This window comes from Streptomyces dryopteridis (assembly GCF_049606955.1).
Classification (GTDB): Bacteria; Actinomycetota; Actinomycetes; order Streptomycetales; family Streptomycetaceae; genus Streptomyces.
Window position 1 is genome coordinate 2,675,781 of the sequence record NZ_CP187113.1, and the last position, 26,050, is coordinate 2,701,830.

The 26,050-nt window shown below is 74.3% G+C and carries 19 protein-coding genes, 4 tRNA genes and 1 other RNA gene; 11 read left to right on the forward strand and 13 right to left on the reverse strand.

Annotated features, from left to right (window positions below; genetic code table 11):
- Positions 1-121: 121 nt before the first annotated feature.
- Positions 122-1,591 carry a sulfatase family protein gene (locus ACN20G_RS11285; RefSeq protein ID WP_424212611.1) on the forward strand — a complete coding sequence of 490 codons (1,470 nt, stop codon included), beginning with the start codon at positions 122-124 and terminating at the stop codon, positions 1,589-1,591.
- A gap of 74 nt (positions 1,592-1,665) precedes the next feature.
- Here the strand turns inward: ACN20G_RS11285 and ACN20G_RS11290 are convergent, their stop codons facing one another.
- From ACN20G_RS11290 to purS, 5 genes are all read right to left on the reverse strand, one after another.
- Positions 1,666-2,214: an META domain-containing protein gene (locus ACN20G_RS11290; RefSeq protein WP_424212612.1), complete on the reverse strand. Its 549-nt coding sequence runs from the start codon at positions 2,212-2,214 to the stop codon at positions 1,666-1,668.
- A 58-nt stretch (positions 2,215-2,272) separates the two neighbouring features.
- Positions 2,273-3,085, reverse strand: a complete 813-nt coding sequence (locus tag ACN20G_RS11295) for a sterol carrier family protein (protein WP_424212613.1) — start codon at positions 3,083-3,085, stop codon at positions 2,273-2,275.
- A gap of 83 nt (positions 3,086-3,168) precedes the next feature.
- Positions 3,169-5,418: a phosphoribosylformylglycinamidine synthase subunit PurL gene (purL, locus tag ACN20G_RS11300; RefSeq protein WP_424212614.1), complete on the reverse strand. Its 2,250-nt coding sequence runs from the start codon at positions 5,416-5,418 to the stop codon at positions 3,169-3,171.
- On the reverse strand, positions 5,415-6,098 hold the full coding sequence (gene purQ, locus ACN20G_RS11305; RefSeq protein ID WP_424212615.1) for a phosphoribosylformylglycinamidine synthase subunit PurQ: 684 nt from the start codon (positions 6,096-6,098) through the stop codon (positions 5,415-5,417). The genes purL and purQ overlap by 4 nt, the downstream gene beginning before the upstream one ends.
- A gap of 2 nt (positions 6,099-6,100) precedes the next feature.
- The gene (purS, locus tag ACN20G_RS11310) at positions 6,101-6,346 is read right to left on the reverse strand and encodes a phosphoribosylformylglycinamidine synthase subunit PurS (protein WP_424212616.1); all 246 of its coding nucleotides are present in this window, start codon (positions 6,344-6,346) and stop codon (positions 6,101-6,103) included.
- A gap of 333 nt (positions 6,347-6,679) precedes the next feature.
- Here purS and ACN20G_RS11315 point away from each other — a divergent pair, with 333 nt between their 5' ends.
- The 6 genes from ACN20G_RS11315 to ACN20G_RS11340 all read left to right on the forward strand — a co-directional run bounded on the left by ACN20G_RS11315 (position 6,680) and on the right by ACN20G_RS11340 (position 9,627).
- On the forward strand, positions 6,680-6,997 hold the full coding sequence (locus ACN20G_RS11315; protein WP_424212617.1) for a histone-like nucleoid-structuring protein Lsr2: 318 nt from the start codon (positions 6,680-6,682) through the stop codon (positions 6,995-6,997).
- Positions 6,998-7,300: 303 nt separating this feature from the next.
- Positions 7,301-7,372 (forward strand) — tRNA-Gly (locus ACN20G_RS11320).
- Between the two features lie 81 nt (positions 7,373-7,453).
- A tRNA-Gly gene (locus ACN20G_RS11325) sits at positions 7,454-7,526 on the forward strand.
- Between the two features lie 90 nt (positions 7,527-7,616).
- Positions 7,617-8,861: a sensor histidine kinase gene (locus tag ACN20G_RS11330; protein ID WP_424212618.1), complete on the forward strand. Its 1,245-nt coding sequence runs from the start codon at positions 7,617-7,619 to the stop codon at positions 8,859-8,861.
- 5 nt (positions 8,862-8,866) lie between these two features.
- Positions 8,867-9,532, forward strand: coding sequence for a response regulator (locus ACN20G_RS11335; protein WP_424212619.1), 666 nt, complete (start codon positions 8,867-8,869; stop codon positions 9,530-9,532).
- Positions 9,533-9,554: 22 nt separating this feature from the next.
- A tRNA-Gly gene (locus ACN20G_RS11340) sits at positions 9,555-9,627 on the forward strand.
- A 51-nt stretch (positions 9,628-9,678) separates the two neighbouring features.
- On the opposite strand, the gene ACN20G_RS11345 is transcribed toward ACN20G_RS11340, so the two are convergent.
- The 6 genes from ACN20G_RS11345 to ffs all read right to left on the reverse strand — a co-directional run bounded on the left by ACN20G_RS11345 (position 9,679) and on the right by ffs (position 18,589).
- On the reverse strand, positions 9,679-10,593 hold the full coding sequence (locus tag ACN20G_RS11345; RefSeq protein WP_424212620.1) for a phosphoribosylaminoimidazolesuccinocarboxamide synthase: 915 nt from the start codon (positions 10,591-10,593) through the stop codon (positions 9,679-9,681).
- 140 nt (positions 10,594-10,733) lie between these two features.
- Entirely contained in the window at positions 10,734-12,224 is a 1,491-nt protein-coding gene (locus ACN20G_RS11350; protein ID WP_424212621.1) for a N,N-dimethylformamidase beta subunit family domain-containing protein, read from the reverse strand.
- A gap of 405 nt (positions 12,225-12,629) precedes the next feature.
- Positions 12,630-14,435 (reverse strand): hypothetical protein, encoded by a 1,806-nt coding sequence (locus tag ACN20G_RS11355; protein WP_424212622.1) that lies wholly within the window; start codon positions 14,433-14,435, stop codon positions 12,630-12,632.
- 296 nt (positions 14,436-14,731) lie between these two features.
- Positions 14,732-15,985, reverse strand: coding sequence for a phosphoribosylamine--glycine ligase (gene purD, locus ACN20G_RS11360; protein ID WP_424212623.1), 1,254 nt, complete (start codon positions 15,983-15,985; stop codon positions 14,732-14,734).
- Positions 15,986-16,045: 60 nt separating this feature from the next.
- On the reverse strand, positions 16,046-18,448 hold the full coding sequence (locus tag ACN20G_RS11365) for a DNA polymerase III subunit gamma and tau (RefSeq protein WP_424212624.1): 2,403 nt from the start codon (positions 18,446-18,448) through the stop codon (positions 16,046-16,048).
- Between the two features lie 42 nt (positions 18,449-18,490).
- An RNA gene (gene ffs / locus ACN20G_RS11370) (signal recognition particle sRNA small type) lies at positions 18,491-18,589 on the reverse strand.
- Positions 18,590-18,719: 130 nt separating this feature from the next.
- Here ffs and ACN20G_RS11375 point away from each other — a divergent pair.
- A tRNA-Ser gene (locus ACN20G_RS11375) sits at positions 18,720-18,804 on the forward strand.
- A 65-nt stretch (positions 18,805-18,869) separates the two neighbouring features.
- On the opposite strand, the gene ACN20G_RS11380 is transcribed toward ACN20G_RS11375, so the two are convergent.
- Complete coding sequence (locus ACN20G_RS11380) at positions 18,870-20,318, reverse strand: PucR family transcriptional regulator (RefSeq protein WP_424212625.1); 1,449 nt, start codon at positions 20,316-20,318, stop codon at positions 18,870-18,872.
- A gap of 230 nt (positions 20,319-20,548) precedes the next feature.
- Here ACN20G_RS11380 and ACN20G_RS11385 point away from each other — a divergent pair, with 230 nt between their 5' ends.
- Together ACN20G_RS11385 and ACN20G_RS11390 are read left to right on the forward strand one after the other, a co-directional pair.
- Complete coding sequence (locus ACN20G_RS11385) at positions 20,549-21,400, forward strand: FAD binding domain-containing protein (RefSeq protein WP_424212626.1); 852 nt, start codon at positions 20,549-20,551, stop codon at positions 21,398-21,400.
- Positions 21,397-24,246: a molybdopterin-dependent oxidoreductase gene (locus ACN20G_RS11390; protein WP_424212627.1), complete on the forward strand. Its 2,850-nt coding sequence runs from the start codon at positions 21,397-21,399 to the stop codon at positions 24,244-24,246. The genes ACN20G_RS11385 and ACN20G_RS11390 overlap by 4 nt, the downstream gene beginning before the upstream one ends.
- Before the next feature lie 96 nt (positions 24,247-24,342).
- On the opposite strand, the gene ACN20G_RS11395 is transcribed toward ACN20G_RS11390, so the two are convergent.
- The gene (locus tag ACN20G_RS11395; protein WP_424212628.1) at positions 24,343-24,531 is read right to left on the reverse strand and encodes a hypothetical protein; all 189 of its coding nucleotides are present in this window, start codon (positions 24,529-24,531) and stop codon (positions 24,343-24,345) included.
- Between the two features lie 525 nt (positions 24,532-25,056).
- Here ACN20G_RS11395 and ACN20G_RS11400 point away from each other — a divergent pair.
- Positions 25,057-26,040: a helix-turn-helix transcriptional regulator gene (locus ACN20G_RS11400; protein ID WP_424212629.1), complete on the forward strand. Its 984-nt coding sequence runs from the start codon at positions 25,057-25,059 to the stop codon at positions 26,038-26,040.
- Positions 26,041-26,050: the final 10 nt, after the last annotated feature.

Here is a 26,050-nt window from a genome sequence, read left to right on the forward strand (position 1 = left end):
TCGTCCTCGCGTTCCCGCCCTGCCGTCCCCACGCCTGCCCCGACCCCCGGCGCGCCCGTCCGCGCGCCCCCGGTCGGGTCGCCGGGCGCCATCGTGCGCCCCCACCTGCCCTGGAGCCCCCGTGAGCACCCGTGATTCCGTCGATCCCGCCGAGTCCGTCGAGTCCGCCCCCGCCGGTTCCCTGAGCCGACGCGCCTTCACCGGGGCGGTGGGCGCCGGCGCGGCGGCCGCCGCCGTCGGTCTGGGCGCCGCCGCGCCCGCCTCGGCCGCCCCCGCCGGGGCCGTGGCCGGCCCGCACGAGCGGGAGTTCAGCGCGGCCCGCGGCCGGCACTCGCGCCGTCCCAACATCCTGTTCATCCTGGGCGACGACCTGGGCTGGGCCGATCTGTCCTCGTACGGCTCCCCGAACATCAAGACCCCGAACCTGGACCGACTGGCCCGGCAGGGGGTCCGGTTCACCGACGCGTACTCGGGCTCGGCGACCTGCTCCCCCACCCGGTTCAGCCTGTACACCGGCCGCTACCCGGGCCGCACCAAGGGCGGGCTGGCGGAGCCGATCGCGGACAAGTCGGTCGGCCTGGAGCCGACCCACCCGACCCTGGCCTCCCGGCTGCGGGACTCGGGCTACGCCACCGCGCTGATCGGCAAGTGGCACTGCGGCTACCTGCCCGACTACAGCCCGACGAAGTCCGGTTGGGACACCTTCTTCGGGAACTTCGGCGGGGCCCTGGAGTACTACTCCAAGCTCGGTCTCGGCGGCGAGTACGACCTGTACGAGGGGGACGCCGAGTACAAGGACCTGCGCTACTACACCCGGATCCTCACCGAGCGGGCGAGCGAGTACGTGGCCCGCGACCACGGGGGCAAGCCGTGGCTGCTGAACCTGAACTTCACCACCCCGCACTGGCCGTGGATCGCCGACGGGGACACCGAGACCTCCGCCGAGATCGTCCGGCGCATCAAGGCGGGCGACGGCTCGGCCCTGTGGCACCAGGACGGCGGGTCCCTCGAGAAGTACAAGGAGATGGTGGAGGACCTCGACCGCAGCGTCGGCAAGGTGCTCGACGCCCTGCGCCGCTCCGGGCAGGAGGAGAACACCTTCGTCTTCTTCGCCAGCGACAACGGCGGCGAGCGCTTCTCCCACAACTGGCCGCTGTCCGGGAACAAGGGCTCGCTCCAGGAGGGCGGGATCCGGGTGCCGAGCATCGTGCGCTGGCCCGCGCGGATCGACGGCGGGCAGGTCAGCAAGGCGCCCGTGGTCACCCCCGACTGGACGGCGACCCTGCTGGAGATCGCCGGGGCGCGACCGGACGCGGCGTACCCGCTGGACGGGGTGAGCCTGGCCGGCTACCTGCTGCGCGGGGAGAGGGCCCCACGCCACGACCTGTTCTGGCGGGTGCGCGGGGAGCGCGCGCTGCGGCGCGGGGACTGGAAGTACTACCGGGGCAAGTCCGGCAAGGACCAGCTCTTCGACCTGGCCGGGGACGTGCGCGAGCAGGCCGACAAGGCGAAGGCGGAGCCGGCGCGGCTGGCGGAGCTGCGGGCCGCGTGGGAGAAGGTGGACGGCGGGCTGCTGCCGTACCCGAAGTAGTCCCGGGGCCCCCGTGCGTGGGGGCGCGGCCGGGTCGGTCCCGGTCGCGCGCCCGCGCCCGTCGCGGGGCCGGCTCAGCCGGTGGTGGCCACCAGGCCCGCGCCGCCGTCCTTGGCCCGCATGGTGAGGGTGGTCCTGCCGTCCTCCTGGCCCAGCTTGGCGGCCATCGGGCCCGCGAACAGGGCGGTCATCGCCTTCTCCACGGGTTCGGCGGGGCCGGTGCAGGCCATTCGGGTGGCGGCGAGGGGGCCGAGGCGGAAGTCGGCCGGGTTCGAGCCGGTGACCTCGGCGGAGAAGCGGTTGCAGCCCAGGTTGCCGCTGATCTTGCGGTCGGTGTCCACGGTGAAGTGGGCGGCGCCCTCGGCCCCGGCCGGCACCGGGGTCCGCTTCTCCCCGTCGAGCAGGGCCACGACCTTCCACTCCTTGCCGAGCAGGGCCATCGCCTCGCCGAGGGAGAGCCCGCCGGCGGGGTCCTCGGAGGCGCTCGGGCTCGGGGCGGCCTGGCTCGGCGGCGCGGAGGGCGTCGCCGAATCGGCCGCGGCCGGTTTGTCGGAGCCGGCCGAGCAGCCGAGCAGGAGGGTGGCGGAGAGGGCGGTCAGGGCCACGAGCCGAAGGGTGCGCATGCCCTTTCGACGTACGCCGGAGCCGACGGGTTCCCCGGCCCCGGCGGGTGTCGGCCGGTCAGCTCATCACGGGAAGCAGCCCGGACAGGTCGGAGCGCTCCCCGCCGGCCCGGACCCGGGCCGCGTCCGTCTCCTCGGCCCAGGTGCTGCGGCCGGTGGCCAGGCGCAGCCAGGTCAGCGGGTCGGTCTCGACCACGTTGGGCGGGGTGCCCCGGGTGTGCCGGGGGCCCTCGACGCACTGCACCACGGCGAACGGCGGGATGCGCAGCTCCACCGCCCCGCCGGGGGCCTTGCGGGCCATGGCGTCGGCGAGCAGCCGGACGCACGCGGCCAGCGCCTGCCGTTCCACGGGCACGTCGAGCCCGGTGGCCCGGTTGAGGTCGTCGGTGTGCACGACGAGCTCCACGGTGCGGGTCACGAGGAACTCGGCCAGGGTCATCGTGCCGATGGGGAAGTGCAGTTCGGTCTCGCCGGGCACCCGCTCCAGCAGCTCGCGGAACCGGGTCTCCATGCGCAGGTGCAGGGCCGCCAGGTCCTTCTCCTCGGCCCACTCGTGGGCGATCTCGTCGATCCGGTCGGCGACGGAGGAGGTGGCGAAGGCCCAGTCGGCGAGCGCGATCCGCCGGCCGGGCGGGTTGGCGCCGGCCCGGTCCACGGCCTCGACCACGGCGCCCGCGCCGCGCGCCATGTGCGCGACGAGTTCGCGCACGGTCCAGTCGCCGAGGCCGGCGGGCCGGGCGAGCATCTCCTCGTCCAACCCGGCCACCGCCGCGCGGACGTGGGCGATCTGCGCGAGCACCGCCGCGCGGGTGCGCGCCGGGTCGTAGGCACGGGGTTTGGGGGTACGGGCCTTGGCCGGGGGCGTCGTCATGGCGCGATCGTACGCACCGCCGGCCCGCGCGCGGACCGTCCCGCCGGGTGGGTTCCGGGGGGACGGCCCGCGTGCGCCGGGGCTCAGGCCAGCAGGGCCTCGATCACGCCCTCGTGGGAGGCGCGGAGTTCGGCGAGGGGGATCGTGAACTCGTCCTGCACCAGCAGTTCGTCCCCGTCCACGACGCCGATCCGGGTCACGGGCAGCCCGCGCGCGCCGCACATGTCGGTGAAGCGGAGCTCCTCGCTGCGCGGCACCGCCACGACGGCCCGGCCGGCCGACTCGGAGAACAGCAGGGTGAAGGCGTCGATCCCGTCCGGCACCACGATCCGGGCGCCGTTGCCGCCGCGCAGGCAGGACTCGGTGAGGGCCTGCACGAGGCCGCCGTCGGACAGGTCGTGCGCGGCGTCGATCATGCCGTCGCGCGAGGCCGCGATGAGGATCTCGCCGAGCAGCTTCTCCCGCTCCAGGTCCACCTTGGGCGGCAGACCGCCGAGGTGGTCGTGGACCACCTGCGACCAGGCCGAGCCGCCGAACTCCTCGGCGGTGTCGCCGAGCAGGTACAGCAGTTGGCCGGCCTCGGAGAAGGCCATCGGGGTGCGCCGGCGCACGTCGTCGATGACCCCGAGGACCGCCACGACCGGGGTCGGGTGGATCGCGGTCTCGCCGGTCTGGTTGTAGAGGGAGACGTTGCCGCCGGTCACGGGGGTGCCCAGGACCAGGCAGCCGTCCGCGAGACCGCGGGTGGCCTCGGCGAACTGCCACATCACGCCCGGGTCCTCGGGGGAGCCGAAGTTGAGGCAGTCGGAGATCGCCAGCGGGCGGGCCCCGGTGGCGGCCACGTTGCGGTACGCCTCGGCCAGCGCCAGCTGCGCGCCCGCGTACGGGTCGAGCTTGGCGAAGCGGCCGTTGCCGTCGGTGGCCATGGCCACGCCGAGGTGGGTCTCCTCGTCGATGCGGACGATGCCCGCGTCCTCGGGCATGGCCAGCACCGTGTTGCCCTGCACGAAGCGGTCGTACTGGTCGGTGATCCACGCCTTGGACGCCTGGTTCGGGGAGGAGACCAGCGCCAGCACCTGCGCGCGCAGTTCGGCGGAGTCGGCGGGGCGGGGCAGCGCGTTCGCGTCGTCGGCCTGGAGCGCGTCCTGCCAGGAGGGGCGCTCGTAGGGACGGTGGTAGACGGGGCCCTCGTGGGCGACGGTGCCCGGGGGCACGTCCACGATCTGCTCGCCGTGCCAGAAGATCTCCAGCCGCTCGCCCTCGGTGACCTCACCGATGACGGTGGCGATGACGTCCCACTTCTCGCAGATCTCCAGGAACCGGGCCACGTGCCGGGGCTCGACGATCGCGCACATCCGCTCCTGCGACTCGCTCATGAGGATCTCCTCGGGCGAGAGGGTCGCGTCGCGCAGCGGCACGGTGTCGAGGTCGACCCGCATGCCGCCGGAGCCGGCCGAGGCCAGCTCGGAGGTGGCGCAGGAGAGCCCGGCGCCGCCGAGGTCCTGGATGCCGGCGACCAGCTTCTCCTTGAAGATCTCCAGGGTGCACTCGATGAGGAGCTTCTCCTGGAAGGGGTCGCCGACCTGCACGGCCGGGCGCTTGGCCGGGCCGGTGGCGTCGAAGGTCTCCGAGGCGAGCACGGAGACGCCGCCGATGCCGTCGCCGCCGGTGCGGGCGCCGTAGAGGATGACCTTGTTGCCGGGGCCGGACGCCTTGGCGAGGTGGATGTCCTCGTGCCGCATCACGCCGATACAGCCGGCGTTGACCAGCGGGTTGCCCTGGTAGCAGGAGTCGAAGACGACCTCGCCGCCGATGTTGGGCAGGCCCAGGCAGTTGCCGTAGCCGCCGATGCCCGCGACCACGCCGGGCAGCACGCGCCGGGTGTCGGGGTGGTCGGCCGCGCCGAACCGCAGCGGGTCCACGACGGCGACCGGGCGGGCGCCCATCGCGAGGATGTCGCGGACGATGCCGCCGACGCCGGTGGCCGCGCCCTGGTAGGGCTCGATGTAGGAGGGGTGGTTGTGCGACTCGACCTTGAAGGTGACCGCGTAGCCCTGGCCCACGTCCACGACGCCGGCGTTCTCGCCGATGCCGACGAGCATGGCGTCGTTGGCGGGGGCCTTCTCGCCGAACTGCTTGAGGTGCACCTTGCTGCTCTTGTAGGAGCAGTGCTCGGACCACATCACGGAGTACATGGCGAGCTCGGCACCGGTGGGACGCCGACCGAGGATCTCGCGGATCCGGTCGTACTCGTCCTCCTTCAGGCCGAGTTCCTTCCACGGCTGGGAGGCGTCCGGGGTCCCGGTCGCGTGCTTGACGGTGTCCAGAGTCATGATGCGCTGACCAGCTTCTTCAGGACGGACGTGAAGAATCCCAGGCCGTCGGTGCGGCCCGTCCCGATCAGCGGCTCGACCGCGTGCTCGGGGTGGGGCATGAGGCCGACGACGTTGCCGGCCGCGTTGGTGACGCCGGCGATGTCGCGCAGCGATCCGTTGGGGTTGACGCCCAGGTACCGGAAGGCCACGCGACCCTCGGCCTCCAGTTCGTCGAGCGTGCGCTCGTCGGCGACGTACCGGCCGTCCATGTTCTTGAGCGGGACGGAGATCTCCTCGCCGGCCGCGTAGTCGCCGGTCCAGGCGGTGTCGGCGTTCTCGACGCGCAGCCGCTGGTCCCGGCACACGAAGTGCAGGTGGTCGTTGCGGAGCATGGCACCCGGCAGCAGGTGGGCCTCGGTGAGGATCTGGAAGCCGTTGCAGATGCCGAGGACCGGCAGGCCCTCGCGGGCCCCTTCGATGATGGTCTCCATCACCGGGGAGAACCGGGAGATGGCGCCGGCGCGCAGGTAGTCCCCGTAGGAGAAGCCACCCGCGAGGACGACCGCGTCGACCTGGTGGAGGTCCTTGTCACGGTGCCACAGCGAGACCGGCTCGGCGCCCGCGACGCGGACGGCGCGCAGCGAGTCCTGGTCGTCGAGCGTTCCGGGGAACGTGACGACTCCGATGCGAGTGGTCACCGTCAGACCTCGACCTTCACGGTGAAGTCCTCGATGACGGTGTTGGCGAGGAAGGTTTCGGCCATCTCGTGGATGCGGTCGAGGGCGGCCTGGTCGACCGGTCCTTCGACTTCGAGCTCGAAGCGCTTCCCCTGGCGGACGTCGGCGATGCCCTCGTATCCCAGGCGCGGCAGTGCACGCTGCACCGCCTGGCCCTGGGGGTCGAGGATCTCCGGCTTGAGCATGACGTCGACTACGACGCGTGCCACTGGCACTCCCGTGTGGTGGTTGGTGCGAAGGCGGTTCCCTCAGCGTACCCGGCGGAAATTTCTACGCGGGTAGATAGTCCCGGGCCCTTCGGCAGGGGGTCGGACCGGCCCGTTTCCCGATCCCCAACGGTTCGTAAAATCACGCGGAAAACCGTGTGCCCGGGATTGCGGCGGGACACGCGCAAGGAATTAACTGGCTTCGCAATGGAATGAGAATCGCGGTACAAAGGATTCCCGGCCCATCCGGGGAAACGAGCATTGCCCCGAGACATCCACACAGGTGGCGTCAGAGCACGTCAGCGCGCTGATCGCCCCGCGAAAGGACCGATATCCGTGGCGCAGCGCACAGTGGTCACGATCTCCGACGACATCGAAGGCGGAGAAGCGGCGGAGACGGTCGCGTTCGGTCTTGACGGGAAGTCGTACGAGATCGACCTCAATCAGCGGAACGCAAAGAAACTGCGCAAGGCACTGGCCCCCTACGTGGCCGCCGGACGCCGTCAGGCACGGTCCGGGAAGACCTACCGGCACACCGCGATCGCCCCCGACCCGGCCGTGGTCCGCGCCTGGGCCCGCTCCCACCAGCTCGACGTGCCGCCGCGCGGCCGGATCCCGAAGAAGGTCTACGAGGCGTACGAAGCCGCCCACTGAGCCCACCGACCCCACCGGCCCCGCACCCCCGCGAGGGCCCCGGCCCGCCCGGCCCCCGCCGGGCCGCCGACCCGGACGCCCGCCCGGACGCTCCCCCGTCCCGGCGGGTGTCCGCGCGTCCGGACCCCACGCCCAACCCGGCCCGCACCGGCCGGGCTTGGTCCGATGTGAGCCGGTTTCAGCCACGATGCCGGGGCCCTCGGCGCGAGACCCGGGAGCCGATTTGCCAAGCACCCCCCGACGTCGGCTAGTGTGTGGATCACGCCGAGGGGCCAAGCCGAAAGGCAAGGAACCGAAGGTCGTGCGGGTGTAGTTCAGTAGCAGAACGTCCCCCTTCCAGGGGGAAGGCGCAGTGTGCAATTCCTGTCACCCGCTCTGCACAAAGCTTTACCGACCACTCCGGTGGATCCGGTAGAGTGGTGCTCGTGCCGTCCGGTGGAAGCCGGTCGGAAACGTGCGGACGTGGCTCAGCTGGTAGAGCATCACCTTGCCAAGGTGAGGGTCGCGAGTTCGAATCTCGTCGTCCGCTCGGTTGAAAGGCCCCAGTCATCGACTGGGGCCTTTCGCGTTCCCCGGGGTGGAACGGGGGACGGGGACGACGCGAGGGGGCGGGCGATCCGTGACGAGAACCCCGGGTACCGGCTGGTGGCGCGGGCGCTCGAACGCCGCGAAGGTCGAGCTGTACACCCGCGTCACCTTCCACGCCCTCGCCGTCTGCGAGGTGCTGGCCCTCGCCCTCGGCCTCCTCGGCAACGCCGACGCCGCCGTGCGCCCCCTCGGCCCGCTCGTGTTCGCCCTCGCCCACGCGAGCATGTGCGCGCTGGTCGCCTCCCGCGCCCTGACCTGGACCCTCGGCCGCGGCCCGCGCCCGGTGCGCGCGGCGCTCGCGCTGGTCGCGACCACCCTGATCGGCTGCGGCCAGGTGTTGTTCTCCTTCGGGGTCCTGGGGCCGGGGACCGCCGAGGGGGCCCGGCCGGGGGCGCTGACCACCGTCGCCGTGCTGTGCGTGTTCGGTGTGGGGTCCCTGGTGCTGTGCGTGCGCCGGATCCGGTCCATGATCGCGATCGCCGTCGCGGCCCTGGCGCCGGCCCTCGGGTGCGCGGCGCTGATCGGGGTGGAGCCGGCGTTCGGCCTCGGGTACGCGCTCGGGCTGTCGTTCGCGCTGGCGCTCGTGCTGCCGACCTGGGGTTTCAGCCGTTGGCTGCTGCGGATGGCGTGGGAGGCGGAGCGGTCGCGGGACCTCGCGGCGCTGCTGGCGGTCGCGGAGGAGCGGCTGCGGTTCAGCCGGGACCTGCACGACGTGATGGGCCGCAACCTGGCCGCCGTCGCCCTCAAGAGCGAGCTGGCGGCGCGGCTGGCCGAGCGGGGCCGGCCGGAGGCGGTGGCGCAGATGGTCGAGGTGCAGCGGATCGCGCGGGAGGCCCAGCGGGAGGTGCGCGAGGTGGTGCGCGGGTACCGGGAGGTGGACCTCACGGTGGAGATGGAGGGGGCGCGCGGGGTGCTGGCGGCGGCCGGGATCGACTGCCGGATCGAGGCCCCGGCCGGGGAGCGGGAGCTGCCGGAAGGGGTCCGGGCGGCGCTGGGGTGGGTGGTGCGCGAGAGCACCACGAACGTGCTGCGGCACGGGGACGCGAAGCGCTGCCTGATCCGGCTGGAGCGCGTGGGCGGGGGCGGGGTGCGGTTGCTGGTGGAGAACGACGGCGCGGACACGGGCACGGACGGGGGTTCGGGGACGGACGGGGGCGCGGGAACGGGGCTGGTGGGGCTGCGGGAACGGCTCGCGGCCGTGGGCGGGGAGCTGACGGCGGGGCGGGCCCACGGGGGGCTGTTCCGCGTGGTGGCCGATGTGCCGGGAGAGGTGTGAGGGACATGGGTGACGAGGAAACGGTGGAGGCGGGCGCCGAGGTGGGCGCCGGAGCGGGCACCGGTCCGGTGCGGGTGCTGCTCGCCGACGACGAGCACCTGATCCGGGGCGCGCTGGCCGCGCTGCTGGCGCTGGAGGAGGACCTGGTGGTGGTCGCCGAGGCGGCCTCCGGCCCGGAGGCGGTGGCGATGGCCCGGCTGCACCGGCCGGACGTGGCCGTGCTGGATCTGGAGATGCCCGGGGGCGACGGTGTGAGCGTGGCCACACGGCTGCGCGCGGACCTGCCCGCCTGCGTGACCATGATCGTGACCGGGCACGGCCGGCCCGGACACCTGAAACGGGCCCTGGCGGCCGGGGTGCGGGCCTTCGTGCCGAAGACCGTCTCGGCCGAGCGGCTGGCCGAGATCATCCGCACCGTGCACGGTGGAGGGCGTTATGTGGACCCGGAGTTGGCGGCCGACGCGATCCGGGCCGGGGACTCCCCGCTGACCCCGCGCGAGACGCAGGTGCTGGAGCTGGCGGCGGGCGGGGCGCCGATCGCGGAGATCGCCGCGCGGGCCGCGCTGTCGCCGGGAACGGTGCGCAACCACCTCTCGGCGGCGTCCGCGAAACTGGGCGCGGAGAACCGGCACACCGCGGTGCGTCTCGCGCGCGAGCGAGGTTGGGTATAGTGGTTCTCGCGCTACGGCGCATGCGGACGTGGCTCAGCTGGTAGAGCATCACCTTGCCAAGGTGAGGGTCGCGAGTTCGAATCTCGTCGTCCGCTCGTTCACGAAGGGCCCCGGTCATCGACCGGGGCCCTTCGGCGTGCCCGGGATCAGCCCTCGGTGTCCCAGCCGCGGCCGGTGAGGCGCTCGTACGCCTCGATGTACTTGGCGCGGGTGCGCTCGACCACCTCGGCGGGCAGGGCCGGGGGCGGGGTCTCGGCGGCACGGTCCCAGCCGGAGGCCGGGGAGGTCAGCCAGTCGCGGACGAACTGCTTGTCGAAGGAGGGCTGGGCGCGGCCCGGGGCCCAGCTGTCGGCCGGCCAGAACCGCGAGGAGTCGGGGGTGAGGACCTCGTCGGCGAGGACGAGCTCGCCGCCGTCCTTCGCGAAGCCGAACTCGAACTTGGTGTCGGCGAGCACGATGCCGCGCTCGCGGGCGATGTCGCGGGCCCGGCCGTAGACGTCGAGGGTGGCGCGGCGCAGCAGGGCGGCGGTCTCGGCGCCGACCTGCCGGGCGGCCTCCTCGTAGCTGACGTTCTCGTCGTGCTCGCCGACCTCGGCCTTGGTGGCCGGGGTGAAGATCGGGGCGGGCAGTTCGGAGCCGTCCTCCAGGCCCTCGGGCAGGGCCAGGCCGCAGACCGTGCGGGACTCGCGGTACTCGGCGAGGCCGGAGCCGGTGAGGTAGCCGCGGGCCACGCACTCCACCGGGACCATGTCGAGGTCGCGGCAGATCAGGGTGCGGCCCTCCCAGTCGGCGGGGGCGCCGGCGGGCGGCTCGGTGGCCAGCACGTGGTGCGGGACGAGGTCGGCGAGGCGGTCGAACCACCACAGGGACAGCCGGGTCAGGACGCGGCCCTTGTCGGGGATCTCGGTGGGCAGCACCCAGTCGTAGGCCGAGATCCGGTCGCTGGCGACCATCACGAGGCGGCCGGCCTCGTCACGGTAGAGGTCGCGGACCTTCCCGGTGTGGAGGTGGGTGAGGCCCGGCACCTGCACCGGCTCGGGCTTTTCGACGAATCCGGACACGCGGTCTCCCTGTGGTTCCGTATGAGCGCACGACGATTCTCGCGCACGGGACGGGCCGCGGGGCGGCCGGGGTGGGAGCGGAGGTCGGCGTTCCGGTCCGGTCGGGTCGGCGCTCATGGTCCGCGCGCGGTCGGTCGGGGTCAGTCGCGCTTGCAGATCCGGTCGAGGAGGTTGGCGGTGGCCTTCTGGATCACCGGGTCCACGTGGTTGGGCCGGTCCAGGGCCGGGGACCAGGCGAAGGTGCCGGACGCGAACACCCAGGCCCCGCTCGGCGCCCGGTACAGGGAGCTCTCCTGGTGGCGCCGGTGGCCGTCGCCGTCCTGGTACGGGGAGTGCGCGAGCAGCATCCGGTCCTCGTGCTCGGGCAGGGCGGTGCGCGGGAAGTAGCGGTCCGCCTCGCCCGCGACCAGGCCCGCGAGCTCCTGCCCCTCGACCGCGCCGGTGGCCTCCCACAGCCAGTGGCCGGCGTTGCGGACGATGAGGGGGGCAGGTTCGGGCACCCGGCCCGCGTACTGGATGCCCAGCAGCAGCTGCTCCGCGCGGTCGACCTCGCGCCACAGGGTGGAGCGGCCCGGGCCGCGCCGTTTGCGGCAGCTGAGCAGCCGGTCGGGGACCCCGGAGGCGGAGGGACTCAGCTCCACCTGCCAGTACATGGTGTTGGCGGAGAGGAAGACCAGGGAGGTGCCGTGCTCGCGGGCCTCCTCGGCGGCCTTGCGCATGGGCGCGGACCAGTACTCGTCGTGGCCGGGGAAGACCAGGCCCCGGTAGCGGGTGGGGTCGATCCGGCCGGCGTGCAGGTCGCGGGTGTCGGCGTAGGCGAGGTGGTAGCCGTAGCGGTCGGCCCAGCGGATGAAGTCGTAGGCGTGGCCCACGTGCAGGGGCAGGCCGGCGCCCGCGTAGGGGCGGTCGAAGGAGACGGTGATGGCGGCGTGGTCCTCGCCGAGCAGCCGGCCGTTCTCGTCCCAGGCGTGGTAGAGGCTGGCGCCGGTGTGGCCGTCCTCGGGGTAGAGGTTGTACGCCTGCCAGGTCACGTCCGGGAGCAGCAGGAGGAGGTCGGCGGGCTCCTCGTCGCGGACGGTGAAGGGGATGTGGGAGCGGTGGCCGTCGGCGGTGGTGAGGACGGCCACGTGGGCGCCGATGGGGTGGCCGGTGGGCACGTGCCACCGCCAGGACAGCCACCAGTGGTGGCAGGAGACGGTGCGGTCGGCGGTGAGCGGGGGCGGCTGCACGATGCCGGACAGGCGGGGGCTGGAGGCGACCTTGCAGGCGCCGGTGCCCTCGTAGTGGCCGATCCGGTAGACGTCCACGGAGAACTGCTGCGGCGGGTCGACGGTGATGTGGAAGTCGATGGCGCCGCCGGGTTGGACCGAGCCGGTGGAGGCGAAGCCCTTGATCTGGCGGTGCACGTCGTCGGCGGTGCGCGGGCCGCCGGAGCGGGAGCGCGGGATGCGGCCGCCGGCGGCGGCGCGGGCGGCGGCGGGCGGGTCCACGTACCAGGGGACGACCTGGCCCTCGTCGTCGTAGTAGAGGTCGCTCCCCCGGAACCAGGGCAGGGGCCCCTGTCCGAAGGGGTCGGAGACGGCGTGTGCCATCGCCCCCGACTCCCACCGCCGGATCTGGTCCGTGCCCATTCCGCTCCCCTCCCTCGATCCCCCGGAACCGGTGTCCCGTCGTCGTCGCGCGAAGGTGTTCGCGACCGATCCCAGCACATCACATAACGCGCGCGGCCCGTCACCGTTCGTCGTGAATTGACGTGGCCGGAACAGTGCGGTCCGTTTCCCGGGGGCCCCACGCGCCCCGTGGAATCCGGCTTCCGCGCAGGTCGGAGGCGGTTTCGGGGGCTTGCGGACGGGGGGCGCGCGCGGGGGCTTGGCGCCGTTTTTGCCGCCGCTTCCTGCCCGTGCGCTGTGCCGCCGGCCCATGCCGGCGCCCGGCGCGCGGGCAGGACGGAGCGTCCCGCGCGCGGGGCGCGCGCGGCGCGGGCCGACGCCGAGGCTTTCCGGACATCCACGCGCCGCCCCGGCCCGGGCGGCGGATCAGACGAGTCGGACCGGTTTCCCGGGGCGGATGCCCCGGTCGGCCAGCCAGGCCCGCAGCGGTCCCGGGTCCCCGTCCTCGACCAGGGCCAGGACCCGGGGGGAGAGTTCGGCGCGGGTGCGCCGGCCCTCGTCCAACAGGTACAGCACCGGCCCGTCGAGCCAGTCGAGGCCCGGAGTGGCCTCGGCGGCGTCCACGGCGGCGCAGCAGACCAGCGCGGTGACGTGGTCGGCGAGCAGGTCGCGGCCGGTGCGCGCGGGGCGCAGGGGCAGCGGGGGCACGAAGCCCGCGCCCCGGTCGGGGCCGGTCTCGCGGCGCACGGCGGCGGCGTTCTCGGCCCGGGCGAGGTCCCCGCCGATCCGGCCCGCGAGGGCGTCGACGCGGGCCCGGGTGGCGGGTTCGGTGCCGGTGAGCCGGCGCAGCAGCCGTTCCACGGTGGGGGCGGGCGGGCCGAGGGGTCCGGCGGCCGGGGTGGGGGCGGGCGCGGTGGTGGTGACGGTGGCCCCGGCGGACTGCGGGCCGGCGGCGGCCGGTGCGGGTCGGGGGGCGGGCGCGGGTTCGGCCGGGGTGGGGTCGGGGGTGTCGCGGGCGTCGAGGGCGGTGAGCGCGTGGTGCAGTCGGGCGGCCTCGGTGCGCCAGCCCCGGTCGACGATCTCCTCGGCGTAGGCGTCCCAGTCCACCGGGGCCCAGTCGGGGCCGGGTTCGGCGGGGCCGCCGTGGAAGAGGTGGGCGGCGAGCAGGGAGATCTCGCGGTCGATCCGGCCGGGCTCCTCCAGCAGGTCGCAGGCGGGGCGTTCGGTGAGGCGGGTGCCGAAGCCCTCGGCGAGGCGGTCGCGGCGGGAGAGTTCGGTGAGGGCGGAGACCACGCCGGCGTTGAGGCCGGCGGGCCAGCGGCCGCGTTCCCAGGCGGGGGCGGCGACGCGGGTCAGCAGTCGGTCCCAGCCCGCGTAGGCGAGGCCGACCTGTTCCTGGGCCACGATCCGGGGGCCGTAGTCCACGGCGCGGGCCCGTTCGGCGGCGCTCAGCGCCACGGCCCGTTCGAGTTCCGCGGCGGCCGGGCCGATCCGGCGCAGCAGCAGCCGGGCGGGCAGGCCGAGGAGGAGGCCGAGGCCGGGGCGGGTGCCGAGGTCGGCGGCGGCGTCGAGACCGCGCACGAAGCGGCGGGCGGCGGCGATCTCGGGGCGGGCGGCGGCCGCGGTGCCGGCCACGACCGGGCCGAGCACGGCGCGCAGTTCGCCGACGCGCATCCACCACAGGAAGGGGGAGCCGATCACGAGGGTCGGCGCGGGCGGGCCGACCGGCGGCCCGTCGGGGCTGCCCGGGGTGCCCACGAGGCCCCCGGCGTCGGGTATCGGACGGGCGCCGGCGGTGGCGGCGCGGGCGGGCCGCGGCGGCCGGGGGCGCTCCTCCAGCCAGCTGTCGCAGTCGGGGGTCAGGGCGAGGGCTCCCGGGGCCGGCACGTCGAGCCGGTCGGCGAGGTCGCGGACCAGCCGGTGCAGGTCGGGGGCGTCGGCCTCGGTGAGGTCCACCGTGGGCGTGCTCACGGGCCGGGCCCGGGCCACCACCAGGGCGAAGACCCCGGCGGCGAGCAGCGACAGCGCGGCGAGGACCGTCACCACGAGGGTGAGGACGGGCCAGGGGCCGCCGCGCAGTCGGTCGGTGGCCCGTGCGGTGTGCAGCACCACCGCGAGGGCGGCGGGCACGAGGACGGCGGCCGTGGCCCACGAGCGCACTCGCAGCACGGCGAGGGCCCGGGAACGCGCGGACAGCGCGTCCACTTCCCTGATCGATTCGGTTCCGGACACGACCGGACGTCACCCCCTTCGCCCTGCGGCGGCTTGGCTCACTCCCCCACTGTGACACTCGCCTGGGACATCGCAATGCCGGTGGGCCAAGTGCCGGAACGCTTGCGCCGCACCCTAGTTGGGGACGGGCCCGGAGTCAGGCGGTCCGGGCGACGATCACCCAAACGAATGGCTTTGGGCAAAGCCCTGGCGTTCGAAGGCGAGCGAATGGCATCGCACGCGCGGACCCGGACGCGTTTCGCGCGCCCGGGTCGGGTGGGGTGGGAGGGGCCTCGTGGGCCTCGTGGGGCGCGTGATCAGCGGCCTTCGGCGGCCTTCGCGGCGATGTCCGTACGGTGCTGGGAACCGGCCAGCGAGATCCGGTCCACGGCCTTGTAGGCCCTCGCGCGGGCCTGCGCCAAGTCCTCGCCGGTCGCGGTCACCGAGAGGACCCGGCCGCCCGCGCTGAGGACGGCCTCACCCTCGCGGCGGGTGCCGGCGTGCAGCACCCAGGCGTGCGGAGCGTCCTGTTCGGCCACCTCGGCCAGGCCCTCGATCGGGTCGCCGACCTTCGGGGTGTCGGGGTAGTCGCGGGCGGCCACGACCACGGTCACGGCGGCCTCGTCGCGCCACTGGAGCGGCGGCTCGTCGGCCAGGGTGCCGGTCGCGCTCGCCAGCAGCAGCCGGGCCAGGGGGGTGCGCAGCCGGGCCAGCACCACCTGGGTCTCGGGGTCGCCGAAGCGCGCGTTGAACTCGATCACCCGCACCCCGCGCGAGGTGAGCGCGAGACCCGCGTACAGCAGCCCGGAGAAGGGGGTGCCGCGCCGGCGCAGCTCGTCCACGGTCGGCCGCAGCACCGACTCCAGCACCTCGTCCACCAGGCCGGGGTCGGCCCACGGCAGCGGGGAGTAGGCGCCCATGCCACCCGTGTTCGGGCCCCGGTCGTCGTCCAGGGCGCGCTTGAAGTCCTGCGCGGGCTGGAGCGGGACGACGGTGGTGCCGTCGGTGAGCGCGAACAGGGAGACCTCGGGACCGTCCAGGAACTCCTCGATCACCACCCGCTCGCAGGCCAGGGCGTGGGCGCGGGCCGCGGCGAGGTCCTCCGTGACCACGACCCCCTTGCCGGCGGCCAGCCCGTCGTCCTTGACCACGTACGGCGGGCCGAAGGCGTCGAGGGCCGCGTCGACCTCCGCCTCCGTGACGCACACGTGGCTGCGGGCGGTGGGCACGTCCGCGGCGGCCATCACGTCCTTCGCGAAGGCCTTGGAACCTTCCAGGACGGCGGCCTCGGCGGAGGGGCCGAAGGCCGGGACGCCGGCGGCGCGCACGGCGTCGGCGACCCCCGCGACCAGCGGGGCCTCCGGGCCGACGACGACCAGCGCGGCGCCGAGTTCGACGGCCAGCCGGGCCACGGCCGCCCCGTCGAGGGCGTCGACCGGATGCGACACGGCCACCTCGGCGGTCCCGGCGTTGCCGGGGGCGCAGTGGAGCTCGGTGACGTCGGGGTCGAGGGACAAGGAGCGGCACAGGGCGTGTTCGCGGGCGCCGCCGCCGATGACGAGGACCTTCACGCCGGTCAGCCTAGCCCGGCCCGCGAGCCGATCTTCGTGCGGGCACCCAATCCGGGACCCCTACTCGTTCGTGTATTCCTCCACAACCGTGGCCCCGAGCTCGCGCACGATCAGGTCGTGACCGCTGAGGGCGGACTCGACGAGATCGGGGTCGTCGTCCTCCGGCACGTCGTCCTCCGGGGCCACCGGCGCGGGCGGCGGCGGGCCGGCGGGGGCCGCGGGGGCGCTCGGCGCGGCGGCCGAACCCGCGGTGGGCGGGGCGGGGGGCGGGGACCAGGCGGGGGCCGGGGCGGGCGCGGGCGCGCCGCCGTGGCCGCCCGAGGACGGGCCGCCGCCGTACGCGGGGGCGGGCGCGCCGCCGCCCCAGCCGCCGGGGGCCCCGCCGCCGGGGGCCTGCGGGGCGGCCGCGCCGACCACCGCGTCGATCTTCCAGGTGACGTGGAACTGCTCGGCGAGCACCGCCTTCAGCACGTCCTCGCTGCCGCTGGAGGAGAAGTTGTCGCGGGCGCCGGCGTTGGGGAACGCGAGCTGGAGGGTGCCGCCGTCGAAACCGCCGACCTGGGCGTTCTGGCTGAGCAGGATCCAGGTGAACCGGCGCCGGCCCTTGACGGCCTCCAGGATCGAGGGCCACATCGCCTGCACCTGTCCGAGCCCGGGACCCGAGCCGGCGGCGGCCGCCGGGGCGGCGGGCTGCGGGGCGGGGGCGGCCGGGGCCTGGGTGGGGGCGGGGGGCTGCGGGGCTGCGGCCGGGGCGGGGGCGGGGGCGCCGGTGCCGGGCTGCGCGGCGCTCGGCCAGGCACCCCGGGCGGGGGCGCCGGCCCCGGGCTGCGCGGCCCCGGGCCACGCCCCGGGCGCGGCGGCGGGCGGCTGCTGGGCGGCGGGGGCGCCGGCTCCGGGCCGGGTGGCCCCGGGCCAGGCACCGGGCGCGGGCGCGGCGGGTTCCGGTGCGGGGGCGGCGGCGGGAGCGGGGGCGCCGGGCTGGGCGGCCCCGGGCCACGCGCCGGGCGCGGCGGAGGTCGGACCGGCCGCGGGCGCCGGGGTGGGTGCCGGGGCGGGTGCGACCGGCTGCGGGGCGGGCTCGGCGGCCGGCGGGGCCGCGGGCGCCTGCGCCCCGTACCCCGTGCCCGCGCCGCCGGCGGCGGGACCACCGGCACCGGGACCGCGCACGGCGGCCCGTGCCGCCGCGGGACCCCCACCGGGCACCGGCGGTTCCCCGCCCGCGGGCCCCATGCCGTGCGCCTCGGGCCCGGGCACGTAGCCCATGGCCGGGGCCGCGCCGGGCGCGGCGAAGGCGCCGGCGGGCGGGCCGGAGCGCTCCAGCCGGTCCAGGCGGGCCTGGAAGGACCGCTCGTCGTCGAAGGCGGCGGGCAGCAGCACGCGGGCGCAGATGAGTTCGAGCTGGAGCCGGGGGGAGGTGGCCCCGCGCATCTCGGTCAGTCCGGTGTTGACGAGGTCGGCGGCGCGACTGAGTTCGGCCGCGCCGAAGACCTCGGCCTGCGCGGCCATCCGCTCGACCACCTCGACCGGGGCGTCGATCAGCCCCTTCTCCCCCGCGTCCGGGACCGCCGCGAGGATCACCAGGTCCCGCAGCCGTTCCAGCAGGTCGGCGACGAACCGGCGCGGGTCGTTGCCGCCCTCCACGACGCGGTCGACGACCTCGAACGCGGCGGCGCCGTCCCGGGCCGCGAAGGCGTCCACGACGGAGTCGAGGAGGGAGCCGTCGGTGTAGCCGAGCAGGGAGGTGGCCATGGCGTACGTCACACCGTCGGCGGCGGCGCCGGCGAGCAGCTGGTCCATCACGGACATGGAGTCGCGCACGGAGCCCGCGCCGGCGCGGACCACCAGCGGCAGCACCCCGTCCTCCACCGGGATCCCCTCGCGCCCGCAGACCTCGCCGAGGTAGTCGCGCAGGGTGCCGGGCGGCACCAGGCGGAACGGGTAGTGGTGGGTCCGGGACCGGATGGTGCCGATCACCTTCTCCGGCTCGGTGGTGGCGAAGATGAACTTCAGGTGCTCCGGCGGCTCCTCGACCACCTTCAGCAGCGCGTTGAAGCCCGCCGAGGTCACCATGTGGGCCTCGTCGATGATGTAGATCTTGTAGCGGCTGCTCGCGGGCCCGAAGAACGCCTTCTCGCGCAGGTCACGGGCGTCGTCGACACCACCGTGCGAGGCGGCGTCGATCTCGATCACGTCGATGGAGCCGGGGCCGTTGCGCGCGAGGTCGCGACAGGACTGGCACTCGCCGCACGGGGTGGGCGTGGGCCCCTGCTCGCAGTTCAGGCACCGGGCGAGGATGCGCGCGCTGGTCGTCTTGCCACAGCCGCGTGGCCCGCTGAACAGGTACGCGTGATTGACGCGGTTGTTCCGCAGGGCCTGCATCAGGGGAGCGGTGACATGCTCCTGCCCGATGACCTCGGCGAAGGATTCGGGGCGGTAGCGGCGGTAGAGCGCGAGGGACGACACACCTACGAGGTTATCGGGGAGCGCCGACAACACCCGCCGTGAACGCGAAGCGCCCCTCACGCACCCGCCAGAGCCCACTTACCCTTGCTGCCTTCCGGCCCTGGGGGAGTTGGGTGAGATAGCGCCACGTGAGGGGCTGAGCCCACCCTACCCGATCCCGCCCGCCGGAATCGACCTCCACCCCACCCGGGGACACTCCCCGAAACCAAGATCGGGTCCCGGACCGGATCAGGTTCGCGAGCACCCCCGAACGTCTTGTATTGTTCGTGGCGGAGGATTCGCCTAGTGGCCTAGGGCGCACGCTTGGAAAGCGTGTTGGGGGCAACCCCTCACGAGTTCGAATCTCGTATCCTCCGCCGGCAGAAGGCCCGGATCGCGAAAGCGGTCCGGGCCTTCGTCGTTCCCGGACCGGCCGCGGCCGTCAGCAGTGGAGGGCCGCGTAGAGGTCGAGTTTGTGGTCGAGGCGGGAGAGGTCTCGGCCGGTGAGGGATTCGACGCGTTCCATGCGGTAGTGGACCGTGTTGACGTGCAGGTGGAGGGCTTCGGCCGTGCGGGTCCAGGAGCAGTTGTGGGCCAGGAAGACCTCCAGGGTCTCGCGGAGCATGCCGTCGCCGAGGGGGCCCAGGGCGCTGGTGCCGAAGACCTGGCGGACCTCCGGGGGGATGCCCGTGAGGAGGGCGCCGAGGGAGTCGAGTTCGTCGACCGCGCGGACCGGGTGGGCGGTGTCGGAGGCGGTGAGGGCGAAGCGGGCCTGGTTGAGGGAGGAGCGCAGGGCCTCGGGGCCGGCGGCGGGGGCGCCGAGGCCGATCCGGAGGTCGGTGTCGGGGGCGCAGGCCAGCAGGCGGGGGCGGGCTTCGCGCAGGGCCTGGCCGAGGTCCTCGCCGGGGGCGTGGACGACGGCGACGGAGGTGCCGACCGCGTGCGGGAGGTCGTGGGCGGCGAGGGCCTCGGCGAGGGCGTCGCCGGAGGTGGCGGTCAACACCCGGTAGGGGCCGCGGGTGGGCAGGCCGGCGGCGGTGAGGGCCTCTTCCAGGGTGCCGGGGTCCACAGCGCCGGCGCCGGCGATCAGGTTGACGAGGTCCTGGGCACGGGCGCGGGCGCGAGCGCGGGCGCGGGTGGTGCCGTCGCGGTGTTGGGCGAGGACCTCGGCCACCTCGTGCAGGACGCGCGGGGGCGCGGCGTCGGGGTCGGGCAGGTGCAGGTGCCAGGCGTCGTACGGGGAGGAGTCGGCGGCGACGCGGAGCCAGGCGCCGGGGCCGCCGGGGCCGCGGACCCGTTCCGGGGAGAGCGGCGGGGCGCCCGGGGTGCGGGCGACGGTGCGGCCGGCGGCGGTGAGCAGGTAGGCGGGGACGCGGCCGAGGTGGGCGCAGGCGCGGTCGAGGAGTTCGGCGGGTTCGGCGCCGGCTTCGAGGAGTCCGCTGAGTTCGTTGCGGACGTTCTCGGGGAGGGCGAACAGGCGGGTGGGGCGGCGGCTGAGGTCTCCCCACTGGCGCAGGTAGACGGCCTCGGTGACGGCGCGGAAGCTGGTGCGGGCCGGGACCGCGAGGAGGGGGACGCGGTGGGCGCGGCAGGCCGCGAGGATCTCGTCGGGGACCCTGCCGTGGGTCTCCTCCCCGGCGAGGAGGGCGGTGGCGCCGGCTTCGGCGAGGGCGGTGACGAAGCGTTCGGTCTTGGCGGTGGCGGTGGGGTCCTCGCCGGGGGTCCACCAGACGAGTCCGCTGAGGACGATCTCGCCGGGGCCGAGGAAGCGGCCCGGGTCGTCGAGGTCGGTGGCGGTGACTCCGCTGACCTCTTGGCCGAGAAGGGACTCCTCGCCCCAGAGCAGGGTGAGACCGAGGCTGTCGGTGTGCAGTAGGTCGCGGACGTGCATGGCAGGGCTCCTAGGGGTGGGTGGCAGCCCACGTTCAGGCGCGGATTCGCAAGGTGATTCCGCGATTGAACATGGTAAATGCAAGGCCGATGAGCGCATATGGGTCTTGGATGATCAACCAGGGGGAATCCCGCCGCATCGGTGGTTTTCCGTGGCCGGAACCAGTCGTCCGGGCCCCGCGCGCGTTGCTTCACTGACGGGAAACCGCTGTTCGGAGGAGGCTGGAACCCGTGGACCTGAACACCGTCGTGGACGTGCGCGACGCCCGTCGTCGCGAGCCCTGGCGTCCCGGGGACGCCTGGCTCGGGGGCGGCACGTACCTGTTCTCCGAGCCCCAGCCGCACATCCGGCGGCTGGTCGACCTGTCCCGGATGGGGTGGGAGCCGCTCACGTGGAGCCCGGGCGGGGACCTGGAGATCGCCGCCACGTGCACGATCACCGAGCTGTCCCGGTTCGGCCGGCGGCTGCCGGCCACGGCCGCCCCCTTGATCGAGCAGTGCTGCCGGGCCTTCCTCGCCTCGTTCAAGATCTGGAACATGGCCACGGTGGGCGGCAACCTCTGCAACGGGCTGCCCGCCGGCCCGATGATCTCGCTCACCGCCGCCCTGGAGGGGGTCTGCCTGCTGCGCGGGCAGGACGGCGGCACGCGGACGCTGCCGGTGGACTCCTTGGTGATCGGCGCCGGGCTCAAGGACCTGCGGCCGGGCGAACTGCTGCGGTCGGTGACGGTGCCGGCGCGGGCCCTGGGGATGCGCACCGCGTTCCGACAGGCATCCCTGTACGGGCTCGGCCGCTCGGGCGCGCTGGTCATCGGCGCCCTGGACCCGGTCGACGGCTCCCTCGCGGTGACGGTGACGGCGGCCACCACCCGGCCCTTCCGGTTCTGGTTCCCGCTGCCGCCGACCGCCGGTGAGCTGCGCTCGGCGATCGACTCCCGGGTCGCCGAGGCGGAGTGGTTCGACGACATCCACGGGCTTCCCGAATGGCGCCGGCACATGGCCCTGCGGCTGGCCGAGGAGGTCCGTCGCGAGCTCACTCACACGCAGATCGATCCCCGCACCCGGACGGAGCAGCACCGATGACCATCGAGCACACCCAGGCGCGGCCGGTCGGGCCGCGGAGCGAGGAGCCGGCGGACGAGGGCTTCTCCGTGGAGGTCAACCGGCGGCGGTCCGCGGTGCCCCCGCGGCCCGGCCAGTGCCTGCGCACCTATCTGCGCGACCGGGGCTGGTTCGGGGTGAAGAAGGGGTGCGACGCCGGGGACTGCGGGGCGTGCACGGTGCACGTGGACGGCCGGCCGGTGCATTCCTGCCTGTACCCGGCGGTCCGGGCCGACGGGCGGAAGGTGACCACGGTCGAGGGGCTGGCCGAGCCGGACGGCGAACTGCACCCGGTGCAGCGCCGGTTCCTGGACGCGCAGGGCTTCCAGTGCGGTTTCTGCACGGCCGGGTTCCTGATGACCACGGCCGCGCTGGAGGCCGAGCGCGGCACCCCCGACGACGACGGCAAGCTCGACGACCTGCCGCGCGCCCTCAAGGGCAACATCTGCCGCTGCACCGGGTACCGGGCCATCGAGGACGCCGTGCGCGGGGTCCGCAACACCGAGGCGCCCGAGGCCGGGGAGGCCGTGGGACGCAGTCCGGGCGCGCCGGCGGGCCCGCAGGTGGTGACCGGCACGGCCCGCTACACCTTCGACGTGGAGGTGCCGGGGCTGTTGCACATGAAACTGCTGCGCTCCCCGCACCCGCACGCGCGGATCACCGCCATCGACACCCGCGAGGCCCTGGCCGTGCCCGGGGTGCGGGCGGTGTTCACCCACCACGACGCGCCGGAGCGGCTCTACTCCAGCGCGCGGCACGAACACCCGACGGAGGACCCGGACGACACCCGGGTGCTGGACGACGTGGTCCGGTACGTGGGGCAGCGGGTGGCGGCGGTGGTCGCGGACAGCGAGGGCGCGGCCGAGGAGGGCTGCCGGCGGATCGCCGTCACCTACGAGGAGCTGCCGTACGTGCTCGACCCGGAGGAGGCCATGCGGCCGGGGGCGCCGGCCCTGCACGGGGACAAGGGACCCGAGTCGCGGATCGCGCGGGCCGGGGCCAACGTGGTCGGGGAAGCGCACGGGGAACTCGGGTCGGTGGCCGACGGGTTCGCCGAGTCCTCGGTGGTGCACGAGCAGACCTTCCGCACCCAGCGGGTGCAGCACGCGAGCCTGGAGACCCACGGCTGCGTGGCCTGGTTCGAGCCGAAGGAGGACGGCACCGGGGAGCGGATCACCGTGCGCTCCTCCACCCAGACCCCGTTCCTGACCCGGCGGGCCCTGTGCGCGCTGTACGACCTGCCCGCCGACGAGGTGCGGGTGCTGGCGGGCCGGGTGGGCGGCGGGTTCGGCGGGAAGCAGGAGATGCTGACCGAGGACATCGTGGTGCTGGCGGCGCTGCGGCTGCGCCGGCCGGTGAAGCTGGAGTACACGCGGGGCGAGCAGTTCTACGGGGCCACCACCCGGCACCCGTTCACGATCGCGGTCAAGGCGGGGGCGCGGGCGGACGGCACGCTCACCGCGCTCAGCCTGCGGGTGGTGTCGAACACCGGGGCCTACGGCAACCACGGGCCGGCGGTGATGTTCCACAGCGTGGGCGAGTCCATGGCGGTCTACCGCGCGCCGCACAAGAAGGTGGAGGCGTACTCCGTCTACACCAACTCCGTGCCCGCCGGGGCCTTCCGGGGGTACGGGCTGGGACAGGTGACCTTCGCGGTCGAATCCGTGATGGACGAGTTGGCCCGCCGGCTCGGGATGGACCCGCTGGTCTTCCGGGAGCGGAACATCATCGGGCCCGGCGAGCACATGATCGGGCCGATCGGCGAGGAGGAGGACCTGCACATCGCCAGCTACGGGCTGGACCAGTGCCTGGAGGTGGTGCGGCGGGCCATCGCCGAGGACCGCAGCCACGAGCTGGTGCCGGCGGGCTGGTGGACCGGGACCGGGTCGGCCATGTCGATGATCGCGACCGGGCCGCCCGGCGGGCACTACGCGGACGCGACGGTGCGGCTCACCGGTGACGGCCGCTACGAGGTCTCGGTGGGCACGGCGGAGTTCGGCAACGGCACCACCACCGTGCACCAGCAGATCAGCTCGGGGGAGCTGAACACCACGGTGGACCGGATCGTGATCCGGCAGTCCGACACCGATGTGGTCCGGCACGACACCGGGGCCTTCGGGTCGGCGGGCACGGTGGTCGCGGGCAAGGCGGTACTGGGCGCGTCCACGGCCCTGGCCGGGAAGATCCGCGACTTCGCCGCCGCGTACACGCGCACCGCGCGGCACCTGTGCGTGCTGGGGGCCGAGTCGGTGGAGTGCGCGGGGCGGACGGTCACGCTGAAGGAGCTGTACGAGGCCGCCCGGGCGGCGGGCAGCCCGTTGACGGCGGACGGGCACTGGGGTGGGACGCCGAGGTCGGTGGCGTTCAACGCGCAGTGGTTCCGGATCGCGGTGGACCCGAACACCGGGGAGATGCGGATCCTGCGCAGCGTGCACGCGGCCGACGCGGGCAAGGTGATGAACCCCTCGCAGTGCCGGGGGCAGGTCGAGGGTGGGGTGGCGCAGGCCCTGGGGGCCACCCTCTTCGAGACGGTGCGGCTCGACGAGCGGGGTGAGGTGCAGACGGCGGCCTTCCGGCGCTACCGGCTCCCGCAGTACGCGGACGTGCCGCGCACGGAGGTGCATTTCACGGAGACGCGGGACGCGATCGGGCCGCTGGGCGCGAAGTCGATGAGCGAGAGCCCGTTCAACCCGGTGGCGCCGGCCTTCGCGAACGCCTTGCGGGACGCGACCGGAGTGCGATTCACGGAACTGCCGGTCACGCGGGACGTGGTGTGGCGGGCGATCCGCGACGCCACCGAAGCGGACGGCACGGGCACCTCGGCCTGAGGGGCGAATGTTTCACGTGGAACAGCGCGGGTGTGTTTCACGTGAAACACACCCGTGGCGGCCGGTCGCGTTCCCCGCGCGCCCGGCCGGGGCGGGTCAGCCCCAGGTCGGCTCCTGCATCGCGGCCGGGGTGACCGGGGTCGCGGCCGGGGTGACCGGGGTGGTGACCGTGGCGCCGGCGTTGACGGACTCGGACCGCTCGTCGGCGCCGAGGTTCACACCGAGGACGGCGAGGGCGGCGAGGGCGAGGACGGAGACGGTCTGGGCGGCGCGGGTGCGGAACATGACGGATTTTCCTCCGAGGAGACAACGCCCTGGTCAGGAGCGTGGTGACGGCGACTGTGAGGTCTTCTCGTGCCGGCCCCGTTGCTCTCCGGCACATCTCCATCGTGCCGATCCGACCTGGGCGTTGTCCCTACCTCCAGGCCGGCACAAAGCGTCCTGACACGTCCGTGCCGGCACCTCGGTGCCGGCATTCCTTTAAGCCTGCTTGACCGAATCTCGACCAACCCATTCGGCGCCCCCCGCCCGGCCATTCCGGAAATGCCCGAGCCGCCCCATAAGCGGAATCGCCAGAAAGCCCCTGTGAGCGGAGTGTGCAAGGCCGGAACAACATATTCCGGAGTACGATGCTCGGGCGCTCACCCGGGTTAATGCCGATTCAGCCCGGTTGGCTTGAACGCATCGCACGAAACGCACAATCCACGCCCGGAGAGCAGCGCGGCTGCCCGACCCCAGCCGACCGGTCGTCCGCCACCGCCGCCGGACACCGACCGCCGACTCTCCGCGCCACAACCTGGGGGGGTTGCCATGCTCGTCTCGTTCGGGCTGACCGAGATGTCGGACACGCTCTATCGATTGATCCTCAAGGAACCGGGGCTCGATCGTGCCAAGGCCTCGGCCGAACTCGGCTGGGCCGGCGAGGACCTCGAACGCGAGCTGGAGGAACTCACCCGCCTCTCCCTCCTCGCCCCCAGCTGGCGGGTCGACGGCGCCCTGCGCGTGGTCAACCCCAAGGCCGCCCTCGACTCCCTCCTGGCCCACCAGCAGGCCGAGATAGCCCAGCGGCACCGCGCCCTGGCCGAGAGCCAGGCCGCCGCCAGCGCCCTGCTCAACCAGTACGCCGAACTGCACCCCGCCGTCCCCACCCACGAGGCCGAACGCTTCGAGGGACTCGACGCCGTCCGCGTCAAACTCGGCGAGCTCAGCGCCGGCACCCGCTCCGAATCCCTCGCGCTCGTGCCCGGCGGGGCCCAGCCCGCCGCCAACTTCAAGGCCAGCGCCCCCCTCAGCGAGGAACTCCTCGCCCGCGGGGTCCGGATCCGGGCCGTCTACCTGGACTCCATCCGCAACGACGGCCCCACCCTCGACCACGCCCGCTGGCTCACCGAACGCGGCGGACAGGTCCGCACCGTGCCCGCCCTGCCCATGCGCATGTACATCCGCGACCGCGAGGCCGCCATGGTGCCCATCGACCCCGCCGACAGCGCCGCCGGCGCCGTCCTGCTCCGCGAACCCGGCGCGGTCGCCGCCTTCTGCGCCCTCTTCGAGAGCATCTGGGAGGCCGGCACCCCCTTCGGCGAGGCCCCGCGCCGCAGCCTCGACGACCCGGGCTCGCAGCCCCGCGAACTGCTCCGCCTGCTCGCCCAGGGCTACACCGACGAGGCCGCCGCCCGCCGGCTCGGGATCTCCCTGCGCAGCGAACGCCGGCTCATCTCGGAGCTGATGGAGAAGCTGGACGCGCAGAGCCGCTTCCAGCTCGGCCAGCGCGCCGTCGAACACGGCCTGCTCTGACCCTCCCCAC